Source organism: Vibrio owensii CAIM 1854 = LMG 25443 (assembly GCF_000817815.1).
Classification (GTDB): Bacteria; Pseudomonadota; Gammaproteobacteria; order Enterobacterales; family Vibrionaceae; genus Vibrio; species Vibrio owensii.
This window is the reverse complement of record NZ_JPRD01000066.1, coordinates 43,193-61,178: the sequence shown is the minus strand read 5'-3', so window position 1 is coordinate 61,178 and position 17,986 is coordinate 43,193. Positions and strand designations below refer to the sequence as shown.

Annotated in this window: 19 protein-coding genes and 1 pseudogene; 17 read left to right on the top strand and 3 right to left on the bottom strand. The window is 45.0% G+C overall.

Features of this window, described 5'->3' with window-relative positions; all coding sequences use genetic code 11:
* Positions 1 to 323: 323 nt before the first annotated feature.
* On the bottom strand, positions 324 to 680 hold the full coding sequence (locus H735_RS26795) for a YibL family ribosome-associated protein (protein ID WP_005438317.1): 357 nt from the start codon (positions 678 to 680) through the stop codon (positions 324 to 326).
* Positions 681 to 765: 85 nt separating this feature from the next.
* Positions 766 to 1,761 (bottom strand): 2-hydroxyacid dehydrogenase, encoded by a 996-nt coding sequence (locus H735_RS26790; protein ID WP_020196826.1) that lies wholly within the window; start codon positions 1,759 to 1,761, stop codon positions 766 to 768.
* 176 nt (positions 1,762 to 1,937) lie between these two features.
* Here H735_RS26790 and H735_RS26785 point away from each other — a divergent pair, with 176 nt between their 5' ends.
* Positions 1,938 to 2,420 carry a L,D-transpeptidase family protein gene (locus tag H735_RS26785; RefSeq protein ID WP_020196825.1) on the top strand — a complete coding sequence of 161 codons (483 nt, stop codon included), beginning with the start codon at positions 1,938 to 1,940 and terminating at the stop codon, positions 2,418 to 2,420.
* Positions 2,421 to 2,449: 29 nt separating this feature from the next.
* On the opposite strand, the gene H735_RS26780 is transcribed toward H735_RS26785, so the two are convergent.
* Complete coding sequence (locus H735_RS26780) at positions 2,450 to 3,157, bottom strand: glycerophosphodiester phosphodiesterase family protein (protein ID WP_020196824.1); 708 nt, start codon at positions 3,155 to 3,157, stop codon at positions 2,450 to 2,452.
* Between the two features lie 272 nt (positions 3,158 to 3,429).
* Here H735_RS26780 and H735_RS26775 point away from each other — a divergent pair.
* The 16 genes and pseudogenes from H735_RS26775 to H735_RS26700 all read left to right on the top strand — a co-directional run bounded on the left by H735_RS26775 (position 3,430) and on the right by H735_RS26700 (position 17,968).
* Positions 3,430 to 4,382 (top strand): annotated as a pseudogene (locus H735_RS26775) (lactate/malate family dehydrogenase).
* Positions 4,383 to 4,543: 161 nt separating this feature from the next.
* Positions 4,544 to 5,209: a response regulator transcription factor gene (locus tag H735_RS26770; protein ID WP_005438307.1), complete on the top strand. Its 666-nt coding sequence runs from the start codon at positions 4,544 to 4,546 to the stop codon at positions 5,207 to 5,209.
* The gene (locus H735_RS26765) at positions 5,209 to 6,582 is read left to right on the top strand and encodes a sensor histidine kinase (RefSeq protein WP_020196822.1); all 1,374 of its coding nucleotides are present in this window, start codon (positions 5,209 to 5,211) and stop codon (positions 6,580 to 6,582) included. Before H735_RS26770 ends, H735_RS26765 begins: the two co-directional genes overlap by 1 nt.
* Positions 6,583 to 6,788: 206 nt before the next feature.
* A complete protein-coding gene (locus H735_RS26760) occupies positions 6,789 to 8,888 on the top strand; it encodes a TonB-dependent siderophore receptor (protein ID WP_027726754.1) in 2,100 nt (699 codons plus the stop codon).
* 75 nt (positions 8,889 to 8,963) lie between these two features.
* On the top strand, positions 8,964 to 9,731 hold the full coding sequence (locus tag H735_RS26755) for a DUF3450 domain-containing protein (protein WP_027726753.1): 768 nt from the start codon (positions 8,964 to 8,966) through the stop codon (positions 9,729 to 9,731).
* Entirely contained in the window at positions 9,732 to 11,099 is a 1,368-nt protein-coding gene (locus tag H735_RS26750; RefSeq protein ID WP_020196819.1) for a MotA/TolQ/ExbB proton channel family protein, read from the top strand.
* A complete protein-coding gene (locus H735_RS26745) occupies positions 11,099 to 11,653 on the top strand; it encodes a MotA/TolQ/ExbB proton channel family protein (protein WP_020196818.1) in 555 nt (184 codons plus the stop codon). The genes H735_RS26750 and H735_RS26745 overlap by 1 nt, the downstream gene beginning before the upstream one ends.
* Complete coding sequence (locus tag H735_RS26740; protein ID WP_005438299.1) at positions 11,650 to 12,054, top strand: ExbD/TolR family protein; 405 nt, start codon at positions 11,650 to 11,652, stop codon at positions 12,052 to 12,054. Before H735_RS26745 ends, H735_RS26740 begins: the two co-directional genes overlap by 4 nt.
* Positions 12,054 to 12,674, top strand: a complete 621-nt coding sequence (locus H735_RS26735; protein ID WP_020196817.1) for an energy transducer TonB — start codon at positions 12,054 to 12,056, stop codon at positions 12,672 to 12,674. The genes H735_RS26740 and H735_RS26735 overlap by 1 nt, the downstream gene beginning before the upstream one ends.
* Positions 12,671 to 13,843, top strand: a complete 1,173-nt coding sequence (locus tag H735_RS26730) for a tetratricopeptide repeat protein (RefSeq protein ID WP_020196816.1) — start codon at positions 12,671 to 12,673, stop codon at positions 13,841 to 13,843. The genes H735_RS26735 and H735_RS26730 overlap by 4 nt, the downstream gene beginning before the upstream one ends.
* Before the next feature lie 174 nt (positions 13,844 to 14,017).
* The gene (locus H735_RS26725) at positions 14,018 to 14,875 is read left to right on the top strand and encodes a CPBP family intramembrane glutamic endopeptidase (protein ID WP_020196815.1); all 858 of its coding nucleotides are present in this window, start codon (positions 14,018 to 14,020) and stop codon (positions 14,873 to 14,875) included.
* 137 nt (positions 14,876 to 15,012) lie between these two features.
* A complete protein-coding gene (locus H735_RS26720; protein WP_020196814.1) occupies positions 15,013 to 15,642 on the top strand; it encodes a PepSY-associated TM helix domain-containing protein in 630 nt (209 codons plus the stop codon).
* Between the two features lie 23 nt (positions 15,643 to 15,665).
* A complete protein-coding gene (locus H735_RS26715) occupies positions 15,666 to 16,205 on the top strand; it encodes a DUF2271 domain-containing protein (RefSeq protein ID WP_020196813.1) in 540 nt (179 codons plus the stop codon).
* Between the two features lie 16 nt (positions 16,206 to 16,221).
* The gene (locus H735_RS26710) at positions 16,222 to 17,052 is read left to right on the top strand and encodes a DUF4198 domain-containing protein (protein ID WP_020196812.1); all 831 of its coding nucleotides are present in this window, start codon (positions 16,222 to 16,224) and stop codon (positions 17,050 to 17,052) included.
* A gap of 44 nt (positions 17,053 to 17,096) precedes the next feature.
* The gene (locus tag H735_RS26705; protein ID WP_020196811.1) at positions 17,097 to 17,417 is read left to right on the top strand and encodes a hypothetical protein; all 321 of its coding nucleotides are present in this window, start codon (positions 17,097 to 17,099) and stop codon (positions 17,415 to 17,417) included.
* Positions 17,414 to 17,968, top strand: coding sequence for a DUF6162 family protein (locus H735_RS26700; RefSeq protein WP_020196810.1), 555 nt, complete (start codon positions 17,414 to 17,416; stop codon positions 17,966 to 17,968). Before H735_RS26705 ends, H735_RS26700 begins: the two co-directional genes overlap by 4 nt.
* Positions 17,969 to 17,986 lie beyond the last annotated feature (18 nt).

Here is a 17,986-nt window from a genome sequence, read left to right as displayed (position 1 = left end):
ACCTATATCAGGACGGGTCACTGACGTTTGTGAATTAGACGGGATTTGCATTAAGTTCCAGTTAGTCACAACCCTAGGCTAGGCATTTCCGAACTAGGCCACTACATAGAAAGCCCGCTGAAAAATCAGCGGGCTTTCGTCGTTTTTAGCATTCGAAAGTGGTCTAATGTTATATCTTCTATTAGTTTGAAAACTGAGCAGGTTGCACTGTCACTCATTATCTATAATGGTGATTTCCCTAAGCTTAACTTTATGAACTTTAGGCACAAAAAAGCCCAAGCTAGCTGCTTGGGCTTTTCAATATCCGTTGCTTAATAGAGTTATTAGAACTCTTTTGGAGCAAAACCTGTCATTACGTCTAGGCGCAATTCTTTACCCACTTTTGTCAATGGGTGAACGATAACTAGGCCGCGTACACGCTTCTTAAGCTTGCCGATATCTGCTTGTTCTGCTTTAGTGATTTCACGAGAGAATGGCATATCAAGCAGGCTCTTACGTTCTTTGTTTAGCTCGTATGTTTGCTTGTGCTTAAGTTGATTCAGCTTCTTCGTTAAGTCATCAACTTCATTCGTGAACTTAGTAATCATTTCGTGATCACCACGAGATCGCGCCGCATCCAATTTGCGTTGGCAATTATCTAAACGGTTGTGCAGCTTTTGAATATCAGTTTTTATGCTCATGGTAATTGGGCTCAAATTTTTAATGGTCGAGGAGTATAGCATAGCTGAAATTCTACGCTCTACTATACTGCTCGATCTGCCGATTTTAGTTGATCAGCTCATTACCTGAAGGAGTGCCCTTAAAGAAGGCTTCTACGTTACTTAGGGTCACAGATGCGATGTTGTTGAGGGCTTCATGAGTCAAGAACGCTTGGTGTCCAGTGAATAGTACGTTGTGACATGCAGATAAGCGACGGAACACGTCATCGACAATCACATCATTGGATTTGTCTTGGAAGAACAGGTCTTTTTCATTGTCGTACACATCCAAGCCCAAAGCTCCGATTTTGCCTTGTTTTAGCGCCTCAATCGCTGCAACAGAATCAAGCAGTTCGCCGCGGCTAGTGTTGATGATCATTACACCGTCTTTCATTTGCGAGAATGCATTCTCATTCAACAGGTGGTAGTTTTCTTCACTCATTGGACAATGTAGCGAGATGATATCTGCGTTAGCATAGATCTCTTCAAGAGAGCAGTAACGCGCGCCCATCTCCAACGCAAGAGGGTTTTCATATGGGTCGTAACAAAGAACTTCCATCCCCAGCCCTTTAAAGATGCGCATGGTGGCGATACCTATCTTACCTGTCCCTACGACACCAACAGTCTTGCCATAAAAGTTAAAGCCGACTAGACCTTCTAGGTTGAAGTTTGCGTCACGAGTGCGCTGGTAAGCTTTATGCAAGCGTCGATTCAGACACATCATCATACCGACAGTGTGCTCCGCCACAGCTTCTGGTGAATAAGCAGGAACGCGGACAACTTGTAAACCGAGTTCTTTCGCTGCTTCCAAATCGACCTTGTCGAAACCTGCACAACGCATCGCGATCAGTTTCGTGCCGCCAATGGAAAGTTGTTTTAGAACCGGGGCAGACAAGTCATCGTTTACAAAGGCGCAGACAACCTCGCAACCCTGTGCCATTTTTGCAGTTTTAGACGTTAATCTAAAATCATGATAGTGAAATTCGAAGTCTCGGTTGTTTTTGATTTTGTTGAAAGAGGCTTCGTCATAGGATTTTGCACTGAAAAAAGCAATGTTGAGCATAATACCCTCTCTATTTGTGCTGAATTTGTAAAGTAATCTCCTTATAAAGTAAGCCAATTTTAGTGTAATGAGTAGTTAAATTTGCACACATTAAGTTTGCTTTAGTGTGACCATCTGACTAGCATGGTTGCTCTTTTTTGTGTTCCCCTTAAGTGGATGAGTTAGGCGTTCTGGCGATGTCAGTAAAATGGTTGTCTTTGATCTTGTGTTGTACGTTTGTGTCTGGTGCTCACGCAGCGGTCGACTTGGTAAAAGTTGATAAGTCGAAGCGTAGGATGTACCTGATGGAGAATGGCGAGGTCGTTAAAGAGTATCGCATCGCATTGGGTGCGAATCCAAAAGGGCACAAGCAAGAAGAGGGTGACAATAGAACTCCAGAAGGTGATTACACGTTAGATTACGTGATCAACGATTCTGCTTTCTATCGCTCTGTGCATATTAGTTACCCTGACGCGATTGATCGTTTGGAAGCGCATCGAAGAGGTGTGTCACCTGGCGGCGAGATCAAAATTCACGGTCTTAAAAATGGTGAGACTCAATCACCTCAATTTATTCAAAGTTTCGATTGGACTAACGGTTGCATTGCCATTACTAACGAAGAAATGGACGAATTTATCAAGCTAGTCAAAATGGGAACCCCAATTACTATTGAATGGTAATGGAGCTCCCAATATCGACATCTAAGCTACTACATAAAACGACTTGGATGGTCACTAAAGATGCCATCCAAGATTGGCAGATGTTTTAGTTTGTTGGGATTGTTCACTGTGTAACACATCACCTTATAGCCTGCTTGTTGTAGCTTATTGATTTGGCGTGAGCGAACCCAGTTAATATTGAGGTTACAGCTGTAGGCATCAACTTCTTCGAGCAACAATCGGTCTTTTCGAGTAAAGAATTCACTCAGCACACCTAGTCGATAACCCTCACAATGCTTGTGTAGTGCTCTAATGACGTCATGACTAAAGCTTGATAAAAGTATGCGTTCTTTAGGTAAAGGACCGTCTAGAAGAGTTTGAGCCATCATTTGAGCAACGTCATTGGCAGAGTGATGATCTACTTTAACCTCGATGTTAAGGTTTAGGTCATTTTCTGCAGCAAGCTCTAGGAGTTCAGACAGTGTCATGATGGATTCATTGGCGAATTCATCGCTGAACCAACGACCAAAATCTAACGCTTTGAGCTCAGATAATGTCATTTGGTCAACTCGACCTTTACCGTTGCTACAGCGGTTCACGGTGTGATCATGGCAAACTACTAGTACATTGTCTTTGGTCGGTTGTACGTCGACTTCAACCCAATTTAACCCTAAATCGATCGCCGCTTGAACGCTGACTTTCGTGTTTTCAGGGAACTTACCTGCCACACCTCGGTGGCCAATCAATAGCGTTGTCATATACGTCTATTCTCAATAAGAAACTACACAGAATTGTACTCTTTTTTCTTTCTGAAAATAGAGCGCAAATGTACGAGGGAATCTAAAACAGCGCCTATTGATGCATATATAAAGACGAATTTTTCATCATTCAAACGTCATCAAGCAGAGAAATACTGGTTTGGGTCGGAATTCTGAGTCAAATTACGCAATAGGACTTTTGTGCTCTCATGCCCCCTGCTTTTAAGGTGGACACAAAGTGAGAGCTTCGTTTTATTATCAGGGAGAGAAGTATGAAAATCGGTGTCATTGGTGCTGGAGCCGTCGGGGTTGGGGTATGTAATTACCTGCTGACTATGGGCAGCGTGAGTGAATTGGTTCTACTGGATCAAAACTTAGAACGTGCCGAAGGTGAGGTATTCGATTTTCGACATACCGCACACTGACCTTCTCAAAAAACACTCAGATCATTCCTACTGACGATTACCTTGATCTTTTAGGAGCGGATATTGTCGTCATCACTGCTGGTGCGCAAATCAAGCAAGGCCAGACCCGTATCGATATTGCTGAAATCAATGCCAAAATTGGTGTTGAGATTGCTCGTAAAGTTGAGCGAGTTGCACCAAATGCTACGCTTATCGTTGTCTCCAACCCATGCGATATCGTAGCTCACTTTATCGCTACCAATACTGGCTTTGAGAACAACAAAGTGATCAGCAGTGGTTGTGTAATTGATACTGCTCGCTTGATGAGTATTGTGGCAAGTCGTGTCGATTTAGATCCTAAGAACATCTTTGGTTATGTTCTCGGAGAGCATGGCAGTAACTGTTTCACGCCTAAGAGTTTGATTTCCATCGCGGGCCAACCAGCAGATTTCTATTGTGATGCCAATAAGATAGAGCGTATTGATGCCGACGAACTGCTTGAAGCGGTAAAACAGGCAGGATATGAGATTTTCCGTCGTAAGCAAAATACGGTTCATGGTATCGCAGCAAGTGTGTTCCGCATCATTCAGGCTATCAAAATTAATGAGCGCTCAGTTCTCCCTGTCGGTACCATGATGTCGGGGCAATATGGCGTTGAAGGCGTCGTGATCAGTTTACCTACAATCGTTGGCAAAAAAGGCGCGGAGTCAGTGCTTACCCATCCATTTTCTGAAGAAGAACTAGAAACACTTCACTCCATCAGCAGCAACCTGAGGGGAATAGTTGAAGATGTTGCAAAGGTAACCAGATTAAAGTGCTGATTTAAAAGAGTAAAACATACTGAATATTGCAAGAGAGAGCCTGCTGAAAAGTGGGCTTTTTTTACGCTTGTTTTTTGGGCAAAAACCTTAAAAACTATGGTTGTTTAATCTGCAAATGAGTAATAGAATGCGAACCATTTTTATTTAAGTGGTGGTGTGCAATGTCTCGAGTTTTGATCGTAGATGATGACGTTCCTTTGTGTGAATTGTTGGAAACCGTATTGCAAGAAGAAGGCTATATCGTCTCCTCTGTTCATTGCGGAGAAAGCGCATTGCAGTATATGGAAAAAACACCCGTTGACCTTGTACTTCTCGATGTGATGCTACCGAATCTAAACGGTATGCAAGTCGCTCGTCGCATTTGCCAACGCTTTGCTACCCCCATTTTGATGCTTACAGCCTTAAATGATGAGAACTCGATGTTAGACGGTTATCAAGCTGGTGCGGATCAGTACATTGGTAAGCCATTTAACGTCTCGGAACTCTTGATGAGAATCAAAGCCATTCTTCGCCGGGTTGGCTTGGAGCGCCAGAGACAGGCGATGTGTTCTACGGTACAGAGCATTAGTGATCAGTTAGACAGTCTACCTTTAACAGGAACGGAAGCAGAGCTGTTGAGTTACCTCGTAAAAAACCAAGGTGTCGTGATCTCTAAAGCGGAATTACAAACAAAAGTCCTTAAAAAGGAACTGAGCCCGTTTGATCGAAATCTGGATATGCACATCAGTAATATTCGACGTAAATTGGTAGAAGCGGGTTTATCCAAACAGCACATCAAAACGTTTCGTGGTAAAGGTTATAGCTACTTAGAGGCTGTGACTGGCTAATGCGATTTGTGTGTCCATCCTACTTTGTGAAACGAAGAGACAGCCTCGCATTTCAGCTTTTCAGTTACATGACGGCTATCGTCATTAGCATCTTAGCCGTTCAAGCGGTTGCTGAACAAGCCCTAGTCAAAGCCATGTTAAAGGTGCCTGCTAGTGTAAAGACTGAAATGTTGGACTTAGCACATCAAGCTAATGTGTTGATCGAAGAAGGCGACATGGACGAGTTGGCCGATTGGGCGAATGCACAGCACTTTTACTTGTTTGTACTTGACGAAAATCTGCGTCCTCTTACACACCGTTTGATGCACCCGCACTTTGAATTCAAGTTGAAATTTAAGCGACGTTTGGACGAACAACTGGAAGGCCGAGTAAGTCGTCCGATATTCAATATTCCTCTTGTCGGAAACAACAGCCTAGTGATTCAGTTGCCTCATCGTTTGCACCCCGCTCATGATTTCATCCTTTATTTCTCTGTATTAAAGGTTGTGATTGCGGCGGTCATTTTGGCGCTGTTCTCTTTGTTGATGGCACGGAACTTACAGCAACCATTGGACCGCTTAAGAGAAGCAAGTAAAAGACTTTCGAATGGTGACTTCAACGTCAGTGTGGTGGATGAGCTTAAGTCGAACACTCGAGAGTTTAACGAGCTGGCGCAAGACTTCGACCACATGACAAAAGAGATTCATTCTCTTGCTGAAAAGCAGCGTAGCTTGATTCGTGATGTTTCCCATGAGTTACGTACACCATTAGCGCGCCAAAACTTAGTGTTACACCTATTGCGTAAGCGAGTAGGGGAAAATGAACAAACCTTAGTGACGCGTATGGAAGAAGAGGCCAATGAGCTGAACCATCTTATTGGTGAAATCTTGGAATTCAGCCGTTTAGAGAATGCTCGCTACGATACGGAATTAAAACGCAGCGATTTAGAAGTGCTACTGGCGCCTCAAGTCGAGCGCTGCAAAATCGATTTGCAGATACAGCAAAACCTCACATTTGTTTCTGAGGCGACAAGAACAAAAGCGCAATGTGACGATACGTTAGTGGTGCGTTGTTTGAACAATTTGATTGGCAATGCCATTAAGTATGCCGGTAAGTCAGCTCAGATAGATGTTTCTCTAGCAAACAAAACAACGGACAAGCACAGCTATTTGGCTGTGACGATAGCCGACAATGGTCCTGGCATCCCACAAGATAAACTGACAGATATTTTTGATCCGTTCACTCGATTGGATGCTTCTCGAGACAAAAAGTTGGGTGGTTACGGTCTGGGGTTGGCCATTGTAAAAGAGTCCATGCGAATGATGGGTGGGAAAGCCGTTGCAAGTAATCGTTCAGAAGGTGGGCTTGCAGTGACATTACTTTTTAGACAGTAAAATCCATGTCAAAAGTGCTGATTTAATGTGATCTGGATCTCGATTATCGGCGAGTATGACCCTTTAGCGCTTTACAAAACTTTACGAATGCAAAGAATGTAAATTTAATGCAAATAGGAATAGTTATCACTTATATTCACTCGCGAAATAAATAAGAGGGAATCACATAGCAGTTATGTGCTACCCAATAATCGGAGTGAATGGGTATGTTTTCTAAGAGCCAATTGGCATTAGTGATCGGCGCGGTGTTAGCGGCACCAGCAGTGGCAGAAGTTCAAAATACGGATGAGCACCTAGTCGTAGAAGGTCGTGAATTCGGTTACAAAGCAGATACGAATACAACAGCAATGCGCATGGAAATGACGCAACTGGAAACTCCAGGACAAGTTGCTGTGATTGATGAAGCGGTAATCGATGAGCAGCGTGCAAGCACGTTAGGTGAAGTTCTACAAAATGACGCGAGTGTTAGTGCGGGCGGTACAAGCCGTAACCGCGAACGTTTCTCGCTACGTGGTTTTGAACTGAGCAGCTCAGATGGCTTCCTACGTGATGGTCGTCAGCATTGGTCACACTACCGTCAACCAATTGAGCTTTTAGAGCGTGTTGAAGTTCTTAAAGGTCCATCAGGTCTACTTTACGGTAAGTCAGAACCAGGTGGTCTTGTGAACATGGTTTCGAAGAAACCAACAACAGAAACTCACGCGAGCCTGAGTCAAGATATAGGTTCAGATGACCATTCACGAACTGTACTTGATGTCAGTGGTTCGTTGAATGAAGAACAAACGTTGCGTGCTCGTGCCATTCTTGCAAAAGAAAGCTACGGCTCATGGCGTAAATACGGTGATGGTACGGAACCACAAACTGACCGCGTAGTGGGTGGTTTGGTGGTGGAATACGATATCACTGAAAACATCATGGTCTCAGCGCACTATGACCGTACAAAAGATGACGGTAGCGTTGATTCAGGTGCTTACATTGTCGATGGCAAAGCCGTTCGCGGTGATAAGTACATCTGGGATGCACAATGGTCAGAGATCGACAATGACGTAGAAAACTACGGCATCGACATCAATGCACAGGTGACGGACAGCGTTAACGTAAAAGCGGGCTATAACCGTCAAGATTTCGAGCGTTTTGATGTGGAATCTTATCCGAGTTTCAGTAAATACGATCAAGATAACAAGATCATTCATTCTGGAAATGAACGTACAGATAATTGGGTATTTGATACGGCGTATTTAGATGTGACCACAGACTTTTCTCTACTTGGTAGTGAAAACACATTTTTGATTGGAGCTAACTATTTAGACTACAAATATGACCGTTTTCAAGAATACTACTCAACAGTAGAAATTGAACCTGGTCAGACTGTTCCTCGCCCTGACTATTCAGGAAAAGTAAAAGAGTCTACATCTGAGTACGATACTTGGGGTATCTACGCGCAAAACATGATGACGATTAACGATCACTGGCAAGTGCTTGCAGGTGTTCGTTACGATGAAAAGCGTAGTGATACTCTGACGGAAAGCCAAGTGTCACCAAAGTTAGGTGTGATTTTTCACCCAGCGAGTAACGGTTCTATTTACGTTCAATATTCTGAAAGCTTTATGCCACAGGGAGAAGTAAGTTCTAGCAGCACTAAACCTTATACAAACGATGGTGAAGAGCTAGAAGCAGAACGCGGTATCTCTTATGAAGTGGGTACTAAATGGGAACTGTTCGATGAACGCCTGCTTCTTTCTGGTGCTGTGTTTGACATCACTCTAGAAAATATCGCATTAGATGTTGAAGACGGCGTTAACTCTGACAACAAGGTGATGTACAAGAAGACTCAAGATGGTGAGCAAGTACACCGCGGTGCGGAAATCCTAGCGCAAGGTTTTGTGACTGAGGAACTTTCGCTAACGGCTTCTGCAATGTACCTAGATGCAGAAATCACTGAGAGTGCGGATTACAAAGGTAACCGTCCAGCGGACGTTCCAGAGTTTTCAGCAAGTGTTTGGTCTCGTTACAAAGTGCAGAGCAACACTGATGTTAACCTAGGCCTGATTTATGAAGGTGAGCGCTACGGAGACGCAGCGAACACATTTAAGAAAGATGGGTATGCACGTATTGATATGGGCGTTGCGTACACACACAAGTATGATGAGAACTTAGATATTGTGGCTCGTTTCAATGTTGAAAACGTGTTTGATACTGACTACCTAGCAGGTGGTGGTAGCACCAACAGTAAACAAGAAGGAGCTAGCGGTGTAGTGATAGGCGAGGGCCGAAACTACATGGCGACAATTCAGTTCAAGTACTGATAACAAACTGATTTTTAAAGGGGAAGAGTAGTCTTCCCCTTTAGTCGTTTTTGGAAAACAGAAAATATAACTCGTATGAATCTAATGAAATCAAGTATCGCTCTGTTGATCACATCGGTTTTGATTCCCGTTCAAGCGGAAAATCTTAACGATGCTCAAGCAGTGCAGAGTAAAACTAACCAAGCGTCTGCGGTAAGCCAGAAGCGTATCGATGCAAGTGCTGAGAAGTCTTTGTCGCTAGAAGCTGAAATTGAACAGTTGAATGAAGAAGTCAGCAACTTGAAGATTTATCGTGACCATCTTTCAAACCTTGTTGATAGCCAAAACGAGGAAGTGGCAAGCTTGAATGAGCAAATTGAGCAGATCGCTCAAACTCGTCAAGGTGTGGTACCGCTTATGTATCACATGCTGGATGGTCTAAAGACTATCGTTGCGAATGATAAACCGATCCGCAAAGCGCAACGTGAGGAGCGTATTGCTAAGCTTGATGCCATGATGACTCGAGCAGATGTCGCGGATGCTGAGAAGTTCCGTCGTATTCTAGAAGCGTACCAAATCGAAATGGACTACGGCACTAAGATTGGTATCTACCAAGGTAAGATTGCATTGGAAGGTAACGACCAAGTTGAGGCTGATATTCTTTACTTAGGTCGCGTGTCGCTAGTTGCTCGTAGCCTATCTGGTGAGCATTTCTGGAGCTGGTCACAACAACAGAACGCATGGCAGTCCGTTGGTTCAGAACAAAAATCTGAACTCGATAAAGCGTTTGCCATGGCAAATAAACAGATCGCACCAAGCATGCTAACTCTGCCAGTGTCTCTAAACGTAGCGGAGGGCAAATAAATGATGAAGAAATGGCTATCGGTTACGTTGATTTCTACTGCTGCGCTTTTACCGCATACGACGTTTGCAAGTGACACTCTGCTGCAAAAAGCACAACAAGAAAATCGCCAACAGCAATCCCATAATGTGGCTCGTGAATCTGGTTTTAACAAGACTCAGCAAGAGCTACAGGCAATGAAGAATAAGCTTGTAGCAGAACGTGCGGCGCTACAAGCAGAAGCTGACACGCTTGGTGTTACGTTTAGTGAAAACGAAGCTGAACTGGCGCAACTAGAAGAAAAGCTACGTTTAGAAACAGGTAGCTTGGGTGAGCTATTTGGCGTTGTTCGTCAAAACGCAAAAGAGCTGGAAGCAGAACTTAAGCATTCCGTTACTGGTGTAGACGCAAACTCATATCAGCAAAATATCGATGATATCGTTGCGGCGAAATCCCTGCCTACTCTGCCCCAGCTTCAAGCGATGTGGCGCAGTATGGAAGAACAAGTTAAAGCAAGTGGTGAGATGGCGAAAGTGTCATTCACTCTGCTTGATGGTGAAGGTCGTGAACAAACGGTCAATGGCATTCGCCTTGGCTCAATGGCGCTACTGGATGATGCTGGTTACGTGAAGTGGAATGGCCAACGCGGCGATGCAGTGAGCTACCTCCGCCAACCAGAAAATGGACCAACAGCAAGCTCGCTGAACTCGGGTGAAATCGATTCTCTCGTGATTGACCCATCACGCGGCATCTTGTTTGAGCAATTGGCAAATTCTCCGACAATGGCGGATCGCCTGAATGCAGGTGGTGTCGTTGGTCAGATCATTCTTGGCTTGTTAGCGGTTGGTTTGATCATCGCGTTGGTTCGTGGTGTGTCATTGATGATTGCTCGTCAAAAAATCGCTAAACAATTAAAGAACCCAACTCAACCAGAGGATAACCCGCTTGGTCGTATCCTTGCGGTGTACCAAAAAGACAAACATCGTAGCGTTGAAGCATTAGAGCTTCGCTTATTAGAAGCGGTAGTTGACGAGCAGACTCACCTTGAGAAGGGCTTGTCGATGCTGAAACTGCTTGCAGCTCTAGCACCGATGCTAGGTCTATTAGGTACGGTAACAGGCATGATCGAAACGTTCCAAGTGATCACTCAGTTTGGTAATGGTGATCCAAAAGTCATGGCAGGTGGTATCTCTATGGCGCTAGTTACAACTGTTCTTGGGCTTGTTGCAGCAATGCCATTGCTTCTTGCTCATAACGTGTTGAGCTCTCAAGCAGAGAACATTCGCAATATTCTTGAAAAGCAAGGCATTGGTCTTGTTGCGGAACAAGCTGAGCGCGATATGCCAAAAGGCAAAAACAACCCTAACACGACAGCGGAGAACGCAGCGTAATGGAGCAGATCCTACTCAACACATTGGGTTTGATCAGCGAGGATTGGGCCTCAACCTTGATGAGCTTTATGCAGCAAGGTGGCCAAATCCTATGGTGGCTAGCAGCCGTTGTAGCGGTGTGTTGGTTACTGGTTATGGAGCGTGTACTTTACCTGACAATGGAGTTTCCGAAGGTGAAGAAACAGCTTTGTGAGCAGTGGCTAGCAAGACCTGACCACCACTCTTGGTACGCGCATCAAATCCGCGAAGGATGGATTGCAAAAGTACACATTGAACTGCGCCAAAACCTATCAACCATCAAAGTACTCGTGGCGATTTGCCCGATGTTAGGTTTGCTAGGTACGGTGACTGGCATGATCACAGTTTTTGATGTGATGGCCACACAAGGCAGTAGCAATCCAAAATTGATGGCTTCAGGCATTTCACTTGCAACACTGCCAACTATGGCTGGCATGGTTGCGGCACTTGCAGGCATGTTTGTCCATGCACGTTTGAGCAAAGTGTGTGAGCGTAAAGCCCTCCAGTTAGAACAATCTTTAAGGAGTCAGAAGTGAGACTCGGACGTAGAAATAATCAACAAGATGAAGCGCAAATCGATCTAACATCGATGCTGGATATCGTGTTCATCATGCTGATCTTCTTCATTGTGACCAGTTCATTTGTACGTGAGTCAGGTGTAGAAGTTAACCGACCACAAGCATCGAATGTGGTTAGCCAAAAAGACGCCGGCATTTTTATTGCGGTGACAGCAGCGAACGATGTGTACATCGATAAGCGTTTGGTGGATATCGAACGTGTAGAAGCGACCATTGAGCACTTGTTACTTGAGCAACCAGAGGCATCACTTGTCATTCAAGCGGATGAACATGCATACAACGGAACGGTTGTGAAGGTGATGGATGCGGCGAAAGGTGCTGGTGTGAAGAACATCGCATTGGCAGCGGAGAAACCTTAATGGGCAGGCTACTACTCGCGCTACCAGCGTCAATTTTGATTGCGGTGAGCTTGTTTAGCTTTATGGCGTGGATGGTCGACAAAGGCAATCAACGCGCACCTCAACCATCAGAGGCGGTGCGCTTTGACATGGTGATGGTCGAGAATGATGCTGATGTTCAACGTCGTCAACGTTCTGTTCCTGAACAGCCAGAACCACCAAAAGCACCAGAACCGATGGATTTGTCTCAAGCGGAAACCCAAGTAGAGCCGATGAGCCAAGTGACGCCAATCAGCGCATTGGGTTTGAACACTGCTCTGGATGGCATTGCGATCAGTGCACCTAACTTAAAAGGCACGATGGGTAACCAGCAAGCATTGCCTTTGTACCGCGTTGATCCTCGTTATCCAAGTAAAGCACTGAAACGTAAAATGGAAGGTTACGTAGTGATGCGTTTTACCATTGACGCGACAGGCCGCCCTAAAGACATTGAAGTGATTGGCGCTAAGCCAAAACGTATCTTCGAAAAAGAAGCGATTCGAGCGCTGAAGAAATGGAAATATCAACCGAAAGTTGAAGATGGTGTCTCAATTGAGCAGTTCGGACAAACCGCTAAAGTGGAGTTCAAGTTAGCCAAATGATGAAGCAATTCTTAATCGGTGCGGTATTAAGCCTAAGTGCTTTTACCACCGTCGCGAATGAACTGAGTCAATACACGGCGACTCGTGTTCAACGCGCTCATAACCTAGCGCAAGAAGAAAAGCTGCAAGAAGCCATTTCAACTCTTGAAGGCCTCGATTTATCTCGTGGTTACGATCAAGCGTTTGTGGCGCGAATGCTGGGTATTTTCTACTGGCAGAATGAGCAAGTTAAGCCTGCAATTAAACAGCTAGAGATTGCGGTAAACAGTGGTCTTCTGGAAGATGAGCAAGCTTGGCAAACGCGCAAAATGTTGGCTGATATGTTGCTCAATGAACAGCAGTTCTCTAAAGCTTTGCCACATTATTACGACTTGAGTAAATCCGTTCCTGAGAGCCAAAAGGCGCATGAAATTTGGCTGCGTATTGCACAGTCTCATTACCAGTTAAGTCAGTGGAATAAAGTTCTCTCTGCAATGACTCGTTACGAGAAATATGGCCAGCCAGACGAAATGGCACCACTGTCCATCAAGCTATCTGCAGAGCTAGAGCTGAAAAAGTGGCAGCCTGCGATTGGCACGATCAAACGTTTGATTGCGATCGAGCCAGAGCGTGTGGAATGGTGGCGTCAGCTTGTTGCTCTGTATCTACGTGTGGATGATGATAAGCGTGCTCTTGATGCTTTGGCTCTTGCCAAGCTGAAAGGCGTAGAGTTGAACCAAGATGACCTCAAACTTCTTGCTCAGCTGTATGGTAAGCGCGGTATTCCAGAGCGTGCAGCAAAAGTGTTGGGTGAGTTAAATGAAGTTAACTCAGACAGCAAGCTTAAAGCGCAGCAAGCTACGTACTGGCAAATGGCGAAAGAATGGGATAGGTCGATAGCGAGTTGGCGCGTAGCCGCGAAGCTGGATCGCCAATACTATTGGAACTTGTCTCAGTTGCTTGTCCAAGAAGGGCACTACAAAGATGCTCTGATCGCCTTGGATAAAGTCTCGGGTCGCAAAGCGGATGTGGCATTGGTTAAGACTCGTGCCTATTACAAGCTGAAACGCATTGAAGACGCTCTTGCCAACGCAAAACGCGCCAATGAGATTGAGCCTTCAACTCAAGCTGAGAGTTGGGTGAAATACCTATCTCAGTTGCGTAAAGCGAAAGCGAGCCAGAACAGCTAAGTCCATGTGACAATAGACCATGTATTAATGTTCGAAAGACCCGGGTTATATCTCGGGTCTTTTTGTTTGTAAATATTGAGTCTGGTTCGATCTCTTTTTAAATATCATAACGTTATATTACCGCTATCCAGCGATAAGACTGGAACGTCAGCTTTTGTTTATAAGGATAATAAAATGATTCTCGATTCTGACATCTGGCTATGGTGCCCGTTAATTTTGGCGATAGCAGCGGCTTTTCTCAGCCATACTGGAGTCGCACTCGTATTGCTTGGCATCACCTTGGTTAGTGGCTTTATTCTTGGCCGTCTTGAGCTTATCGCCTTGGTCAGCTCTTTGTTTGTGCTTGGCGTGTCATACCGACTTCCAAGCCTCGTTTCAAGGCTAAAAGCGCAGCCAAAAACGAAACCCATTTTCTATTTGGGGTGGGGAGTCGTGATTGTTTGGTGTGCCTTGTTGTTTGTTCATCTGATCCCAGGATTCAATAATCTGCAAGTGCTCGACAAGGTATCTGCGGGGCCGTTAAGCGCTCCATTCTCTATGTACCTTAACTTAGACAAGCCGCTTGCCTTCTTTGCACTCTTACTGGCTTATCCTATTTTGCTAGGTGGAGAGTCAAAGGTACGAGTCAAACCAGCATTGCTAGTGATGATTCCTTTACTCCTATTGTTGCCTATTGCGTCAGCGTTTGGTGCTATAAAACCGGAATTGAGTTTGCCACCTTGGTGGTGGTTATTTGCTTTGAATAACTTAGTGCTGACTTGTGTGGCAGAAGAAGCACTATTTCGTGGATTTATACAGCAGTCGCTGTCCCGCCGCTTTGATTGGCGAGTAGGCTTGGTAGTAGCGAGTCTTTTGTTTGGCTTGGCTCATTTTGCTGGTGGTCCACTATTAATGGTATTTGCCGCGCTTGCTGGGGCTGGGTACGGTTTGGTCTTCCATTTTACTGGCCGTTTATGGTGCGCTGTGCTCGCTCACTTCGCGTTTAATTTCTGTCACTTGGTTTTCTTTACTTATCCCATTCTCGCTCGATAACGCCTCCTCCCATTTGCTCCTGTCAGTATCGACGGGAGCAATGCTTTTTGACCAAACGTAAACAATGTAAATTAAATGCCAATACGAATGATTATCACCTAAATTACTCCCTCATTTACTGGTGATGATTGTTTTCTATGTTGCTCAAAAGCAAAGGCGTCCAGACTTGGGCACGCCGTCTGCACATTTATATTTCTATGGCTCTTTTATTGGTGACGCTGTTTTTTGCGTTAACTGGTATTACGTTGAACCGTCCAGAACTGTTTGAGCGCAGTGAACCCATCATTCAGCAACACACACTCACAGTTCCTTCCGAGCAATTATTGGCGAATGAAGCAAGCTTCCAACCCAATCGATCTGCCCTGTTGAGTTTCTTAACACAAGAAACAGACCTACGAGGCACACCATCAGCACTCGATGTGTATACCGAGGTTGAGGATGGTGAATTGATGATTGGTGAACTCTCTTTAGATTTCAAAGGCCCAGGCTACAACGCCACCGTTTTCGTCGATATGACGACGGGTGAAGCTGAAGTTGAAACCACTAACTACGGCATGGTTGCGCTACTAAACGACCTACATAAAGGTCGCAACAGTGGTGATACGTGGAAATGGTTTATCGACATAACAGCCCTTCTAATGGTGTTTTTTGTGCTGACCGGTGTGTGTTTGCTGCTTCCAAAGAAAAAGACTTTTAGAACATCAATGCAGTGGATGAGTTTTGGCACTGCGTTATCACTCGTTATTTATTTTTTCGCTGTGCCATAACAGCCTATTCAGAGAAAAAACCAATGTTAAACATGGGCCGAATTTTTCGCCGTCACCCGTTTAGTAAAGCCGCACTGATCGCGGCTTTATCTCCTTTGCCGCTTATGGCCGCTCCTTTTCCAGATAATGCCAAAGTCGACTTTGAGTTTGAGTTACCAAAGATTGATACCTCGATGTATGCAAGGCCCTATGTCGCAGTATGGATCGAAGATGAAAAGCGTAAGCCAGTCAAAACCATTCAGCTTTGGGTAGGTAAAGATGAGTGGTTAAAAGATCTTCGCAGCTGGTGGCGCAAAGTAGGTCGTTACGATCGCGAATTGGTCGATGCTGTAACGTCAGCCACTCGACCTGCGGGCCAATACCGATTTGTTTGGGATGGCACTAGTGATGATGGTCAACGACTCGAACAGGGCAATTACACCCTACATGTAGAAGTCGTACGTGAACACGGTGGCCGTAATTACCTACGTCAAAAAATGCAGTTAGCGGACAGTGAAGTGCGCTACCAAATAAAACCAACGGAAGAGACGGGCGTCATTACCGTCAATTACCAAGTTAAGTGATAGAGAAGGAATAACAATGAAAACCAAAATGAAAGCGGTGGCATTAGCAAGTGTAATGGCAATGGGGCTAGCGGCCGCGACAACAGCACAAGCGCACCCTCGTTGGGTTCTCCCTTCTCACTTTACGGTATCAAAAGAAGGCGGTGATTGGTTAACGTTCGACGTGACAGCGTCTCACGGTACGTTTGTATTCGATAAGCCAGCAGGTAGCGAGCAAGCGTTCGTGATCATGCCTGATGGTCGTTCTGAGCGTCCGAACTTTGTCGTACGCGGTAAGCGCCGTTCAATGTTCGATTTCTTCTTTGTTGAAGAGGGCACGCACAAAGTGGCTATCAATAACCAACCTAGCTACTACACCCAGTACAAAGCTGGCCGTCGTGACACGGTTAAGTGGGCGAAAGCGAGCAAAGCAGACCGTGCAAGCGTGATTCCTGAAAAAGCACGTGATGTCGTTACCCAACTTAGCCACACACGTGCAGAAAGTTATGTAACGGTTGGTATGCCAACAGACAAGGCACTAGAGATTGAAGGTAAGCTGTTGGAAATGAAGCCGATTACGCACCCTTCAGACATTATTGAAGGTGAAGAAGTGACATTCCAATTCTTCTTTAACGGCGAGCCTCAGCAAGGTGTCACTGCGGAAATTACGCGTGAAGGTACTCTGTATCGTAACCATCAAGAGCAAATCGATGTGGTCAGCGACAAGGATGGAAAAATCACCTTCACTCCAGATGTAGCGGGCCGCTACCTAATGAAAGCAAACTACAAGGGTGAGCTGAAAAACGATCCACTTGCAGACAAAGCAAGCATGAACGTTCACCTAACGTTTGAAACTCAACTTAACTAATCAAAATTTGGCTCAGCCCTTCGCTGAGCCAATTTGGATGCATCATGAAAAACGTTTCTATTCTTAAAACCTCAGTGTTGGTTGCTGGTTTTATCTCTTCTCAAGCGTTCGCGCATTTCCCATTGATGAGTTGCCATTTAGAGCAAGACAAAGTGATTTGTGAGGCGGGCTATTCAGATGGTTCTACCGCCGTGGATTACGACGTTGAAATGTACGATTACGACGACAACTTGATCGCCAAAGTAACGACAGATAAACGCTCCATTGCTGAATTCACTCATCCTCAAACCGACTTTTATTTGGTTTTCGATGCGGGGCATGAAAACCTAGTAGAAGTGGATATCGTTGAGTTAAAAGAGAAATGATTACCCAGAAGATCAGACCGGATAACGGCAGTCGAGAAGGTAAATGGGTTGCTCTAACCATCGCAGGTATTCTTGCGGTCTCCACTATTTTTCTGCCTCACCATCAAGCCGAGACAGAACATACCGAAGTGCTGGCTCATCAAGTTCTCATCACTGATCTTGAACAAGAAGAACTTGCGATGATTGCCGAGCTAAAGTTGGCACATGAAGAGATTCGAGATCTTCATCTAGACGCTGGCGAGTGGCCTGCCATCAGCGAATTGGAAGAATTTTGGGTTGCGCCATTTGTACAAGATCAAAGCTGGCAGCGAAAAGGCTCTCATCAATGGCAACGCTTAGATGCAGGGATTTATCTCGGTGTAAGGCAAGATGAAAAAGGCGCGGCTTCCATGCTTCTCGATAGTCGTAATGAACACGCTGACATTTGGTTTATTCAATCCACAACAAAGGCGTCTAATTTATCTCTTACAGAAGTAAGCGAACGCCAGAAGCAAGGTTGGCAACAAATAGTTCTTGTCCCTGCTACTTCTCCAAATGCTCACGCCCATTAAGCTCAATTTTAACGATAA

What these genes read in the sequence shown, in the direction of transcription:
- H735_RS26790 (WP_020196826.1), bottom strand. Translation starts at nt 1,761, where the DNA reads ATGCTCAACATTGCTTTTTTCAGTGCAAAATCCTATGACGAAGCCTCT.
- H735_RS26785 (WP_020196825.1), top strand. Translation starts at nt 1,938, where the DNA reads ATGTCAGTAAAATGGTTGTCTTTGATCTTGTGTTGTACGTTTGTGTCT.
- H735_RS26730 (WP_020196816.1), top strand. Translation starts at nt 12,671, where the DNA reads ATGATGAAGCAATTCTTAATCGGTGCGGTATTAAGCCTAAGTGCTTTT.
- H735_RS26760 (WP_027726754.1), top strand. Translation starts at nt 6,789, where the DNA reads ATGTTTTCTAAGAGCCAATTGGCATTAGTGATCGGCGCGGTGTTAGCG.
- H735_RS26735 (WP_020196817.1), top strand. Translation starts at nt 12,054, where the DNA reads ATGGGCAGGCTACTACTCGCGCTACCAGCGTCAATTTTGATTGCGGTG.
- H735_RS26755 (WP_027726753.1), top strand. Translation starts at nt 8,964, where the DNA reads ATGAATCTAATGAAATCAAGTATCGCTCTGTTGATCACATCGGTTTTG.
- H735_RS26710 (WP_020196812.1), top strand. Translation starts at nt 16,222, where the DNA reads ATGAAAACCAAAATGAAAGCGGTGGCATTAGCAAGTGTAATGGCAATG.
- H735_RS26770 (WP_005438307.1), top strand. Translation starts at nt 4,544, where the DNA reads ATGTCTCGAGTTTTGATCGTAGATGATGACGTTCCTTTGTGTGAATTG.
- H735_RS26780 (WP_020196824.1), bottom strand. Translation starts at nt 3,157, where the DNA reads ATGACAACGCTATTGATTGGCCACCGAGGTGTGGCAGGTAAGTTCCCT.
- H735_RS26750 (WP_020196819.1), top strand. Translation starts at nt 9,732, where the DNA reads ATGATGAAGAAATGGCTATCGGTTACGTTGATTTCTACTGCTGCGCTT.
- H735_RS26715 (WP_020196813.1), top strand. Translation starts at nt 15,666, where the DNA reads ATGTTAAACATGGGCCGAATTTTTCGCCGTCACCCGTTTAGTAAAGCC.
- H735_RS26765 (WP_020196822.1), top strand. Translation starts at nt 5,209, where the DNA reads ATGCGATTTGTGTGTCCATCCTACTTTGTGAAACGAAGAGACAGCCTC.
- H735_RS26720 (WP_020196814.1), top strand. Translation starts at nt 15,013, where the DNA reads ATGTTGCTCAAAAGCAAAGGCGTCCAGACTTGGGCACGCCGTCTGCAC.
- H735_RS26795 (WP_005438317.1), bottom strand. Translation starts at nt 680, where the DNA reads ATGAGCATAAAAACTGATATTCAAAAGCTGCACAACCGTTTAGATAAT.
- H735_RS26705 (WP_020196811.1), top strand. Translation starts at nt 17,097, where the DNA reads ATGAAAAACGTTTCTATTCTTAAAACCTCAGTGTTGGTTGCTGGTTTT.
- H735_RS26700 (WP_020196810.1), top strand. Translation starts at nt 17,414, where the DNA reads ATGATTACCCAGAAGATCAGACCGGATAACGGCAGTCGAGAAGGTAAA.
- H735_RS26745 (WP_020196818.1), top strand. Translation starts at nt 11,099, where the DNA reads ATGGAGCAGATCCTACTCAACACATTGGGTTTGATCAGCGAGGATTGG.
- H735_RS26725 (WP_020196815.1), top strand. Translation starts at nt 14,018, where the DNA reads ATGATTCTCGATTCTGACATCTGGCTATGGTGCCCGTTAATTTTGGCG.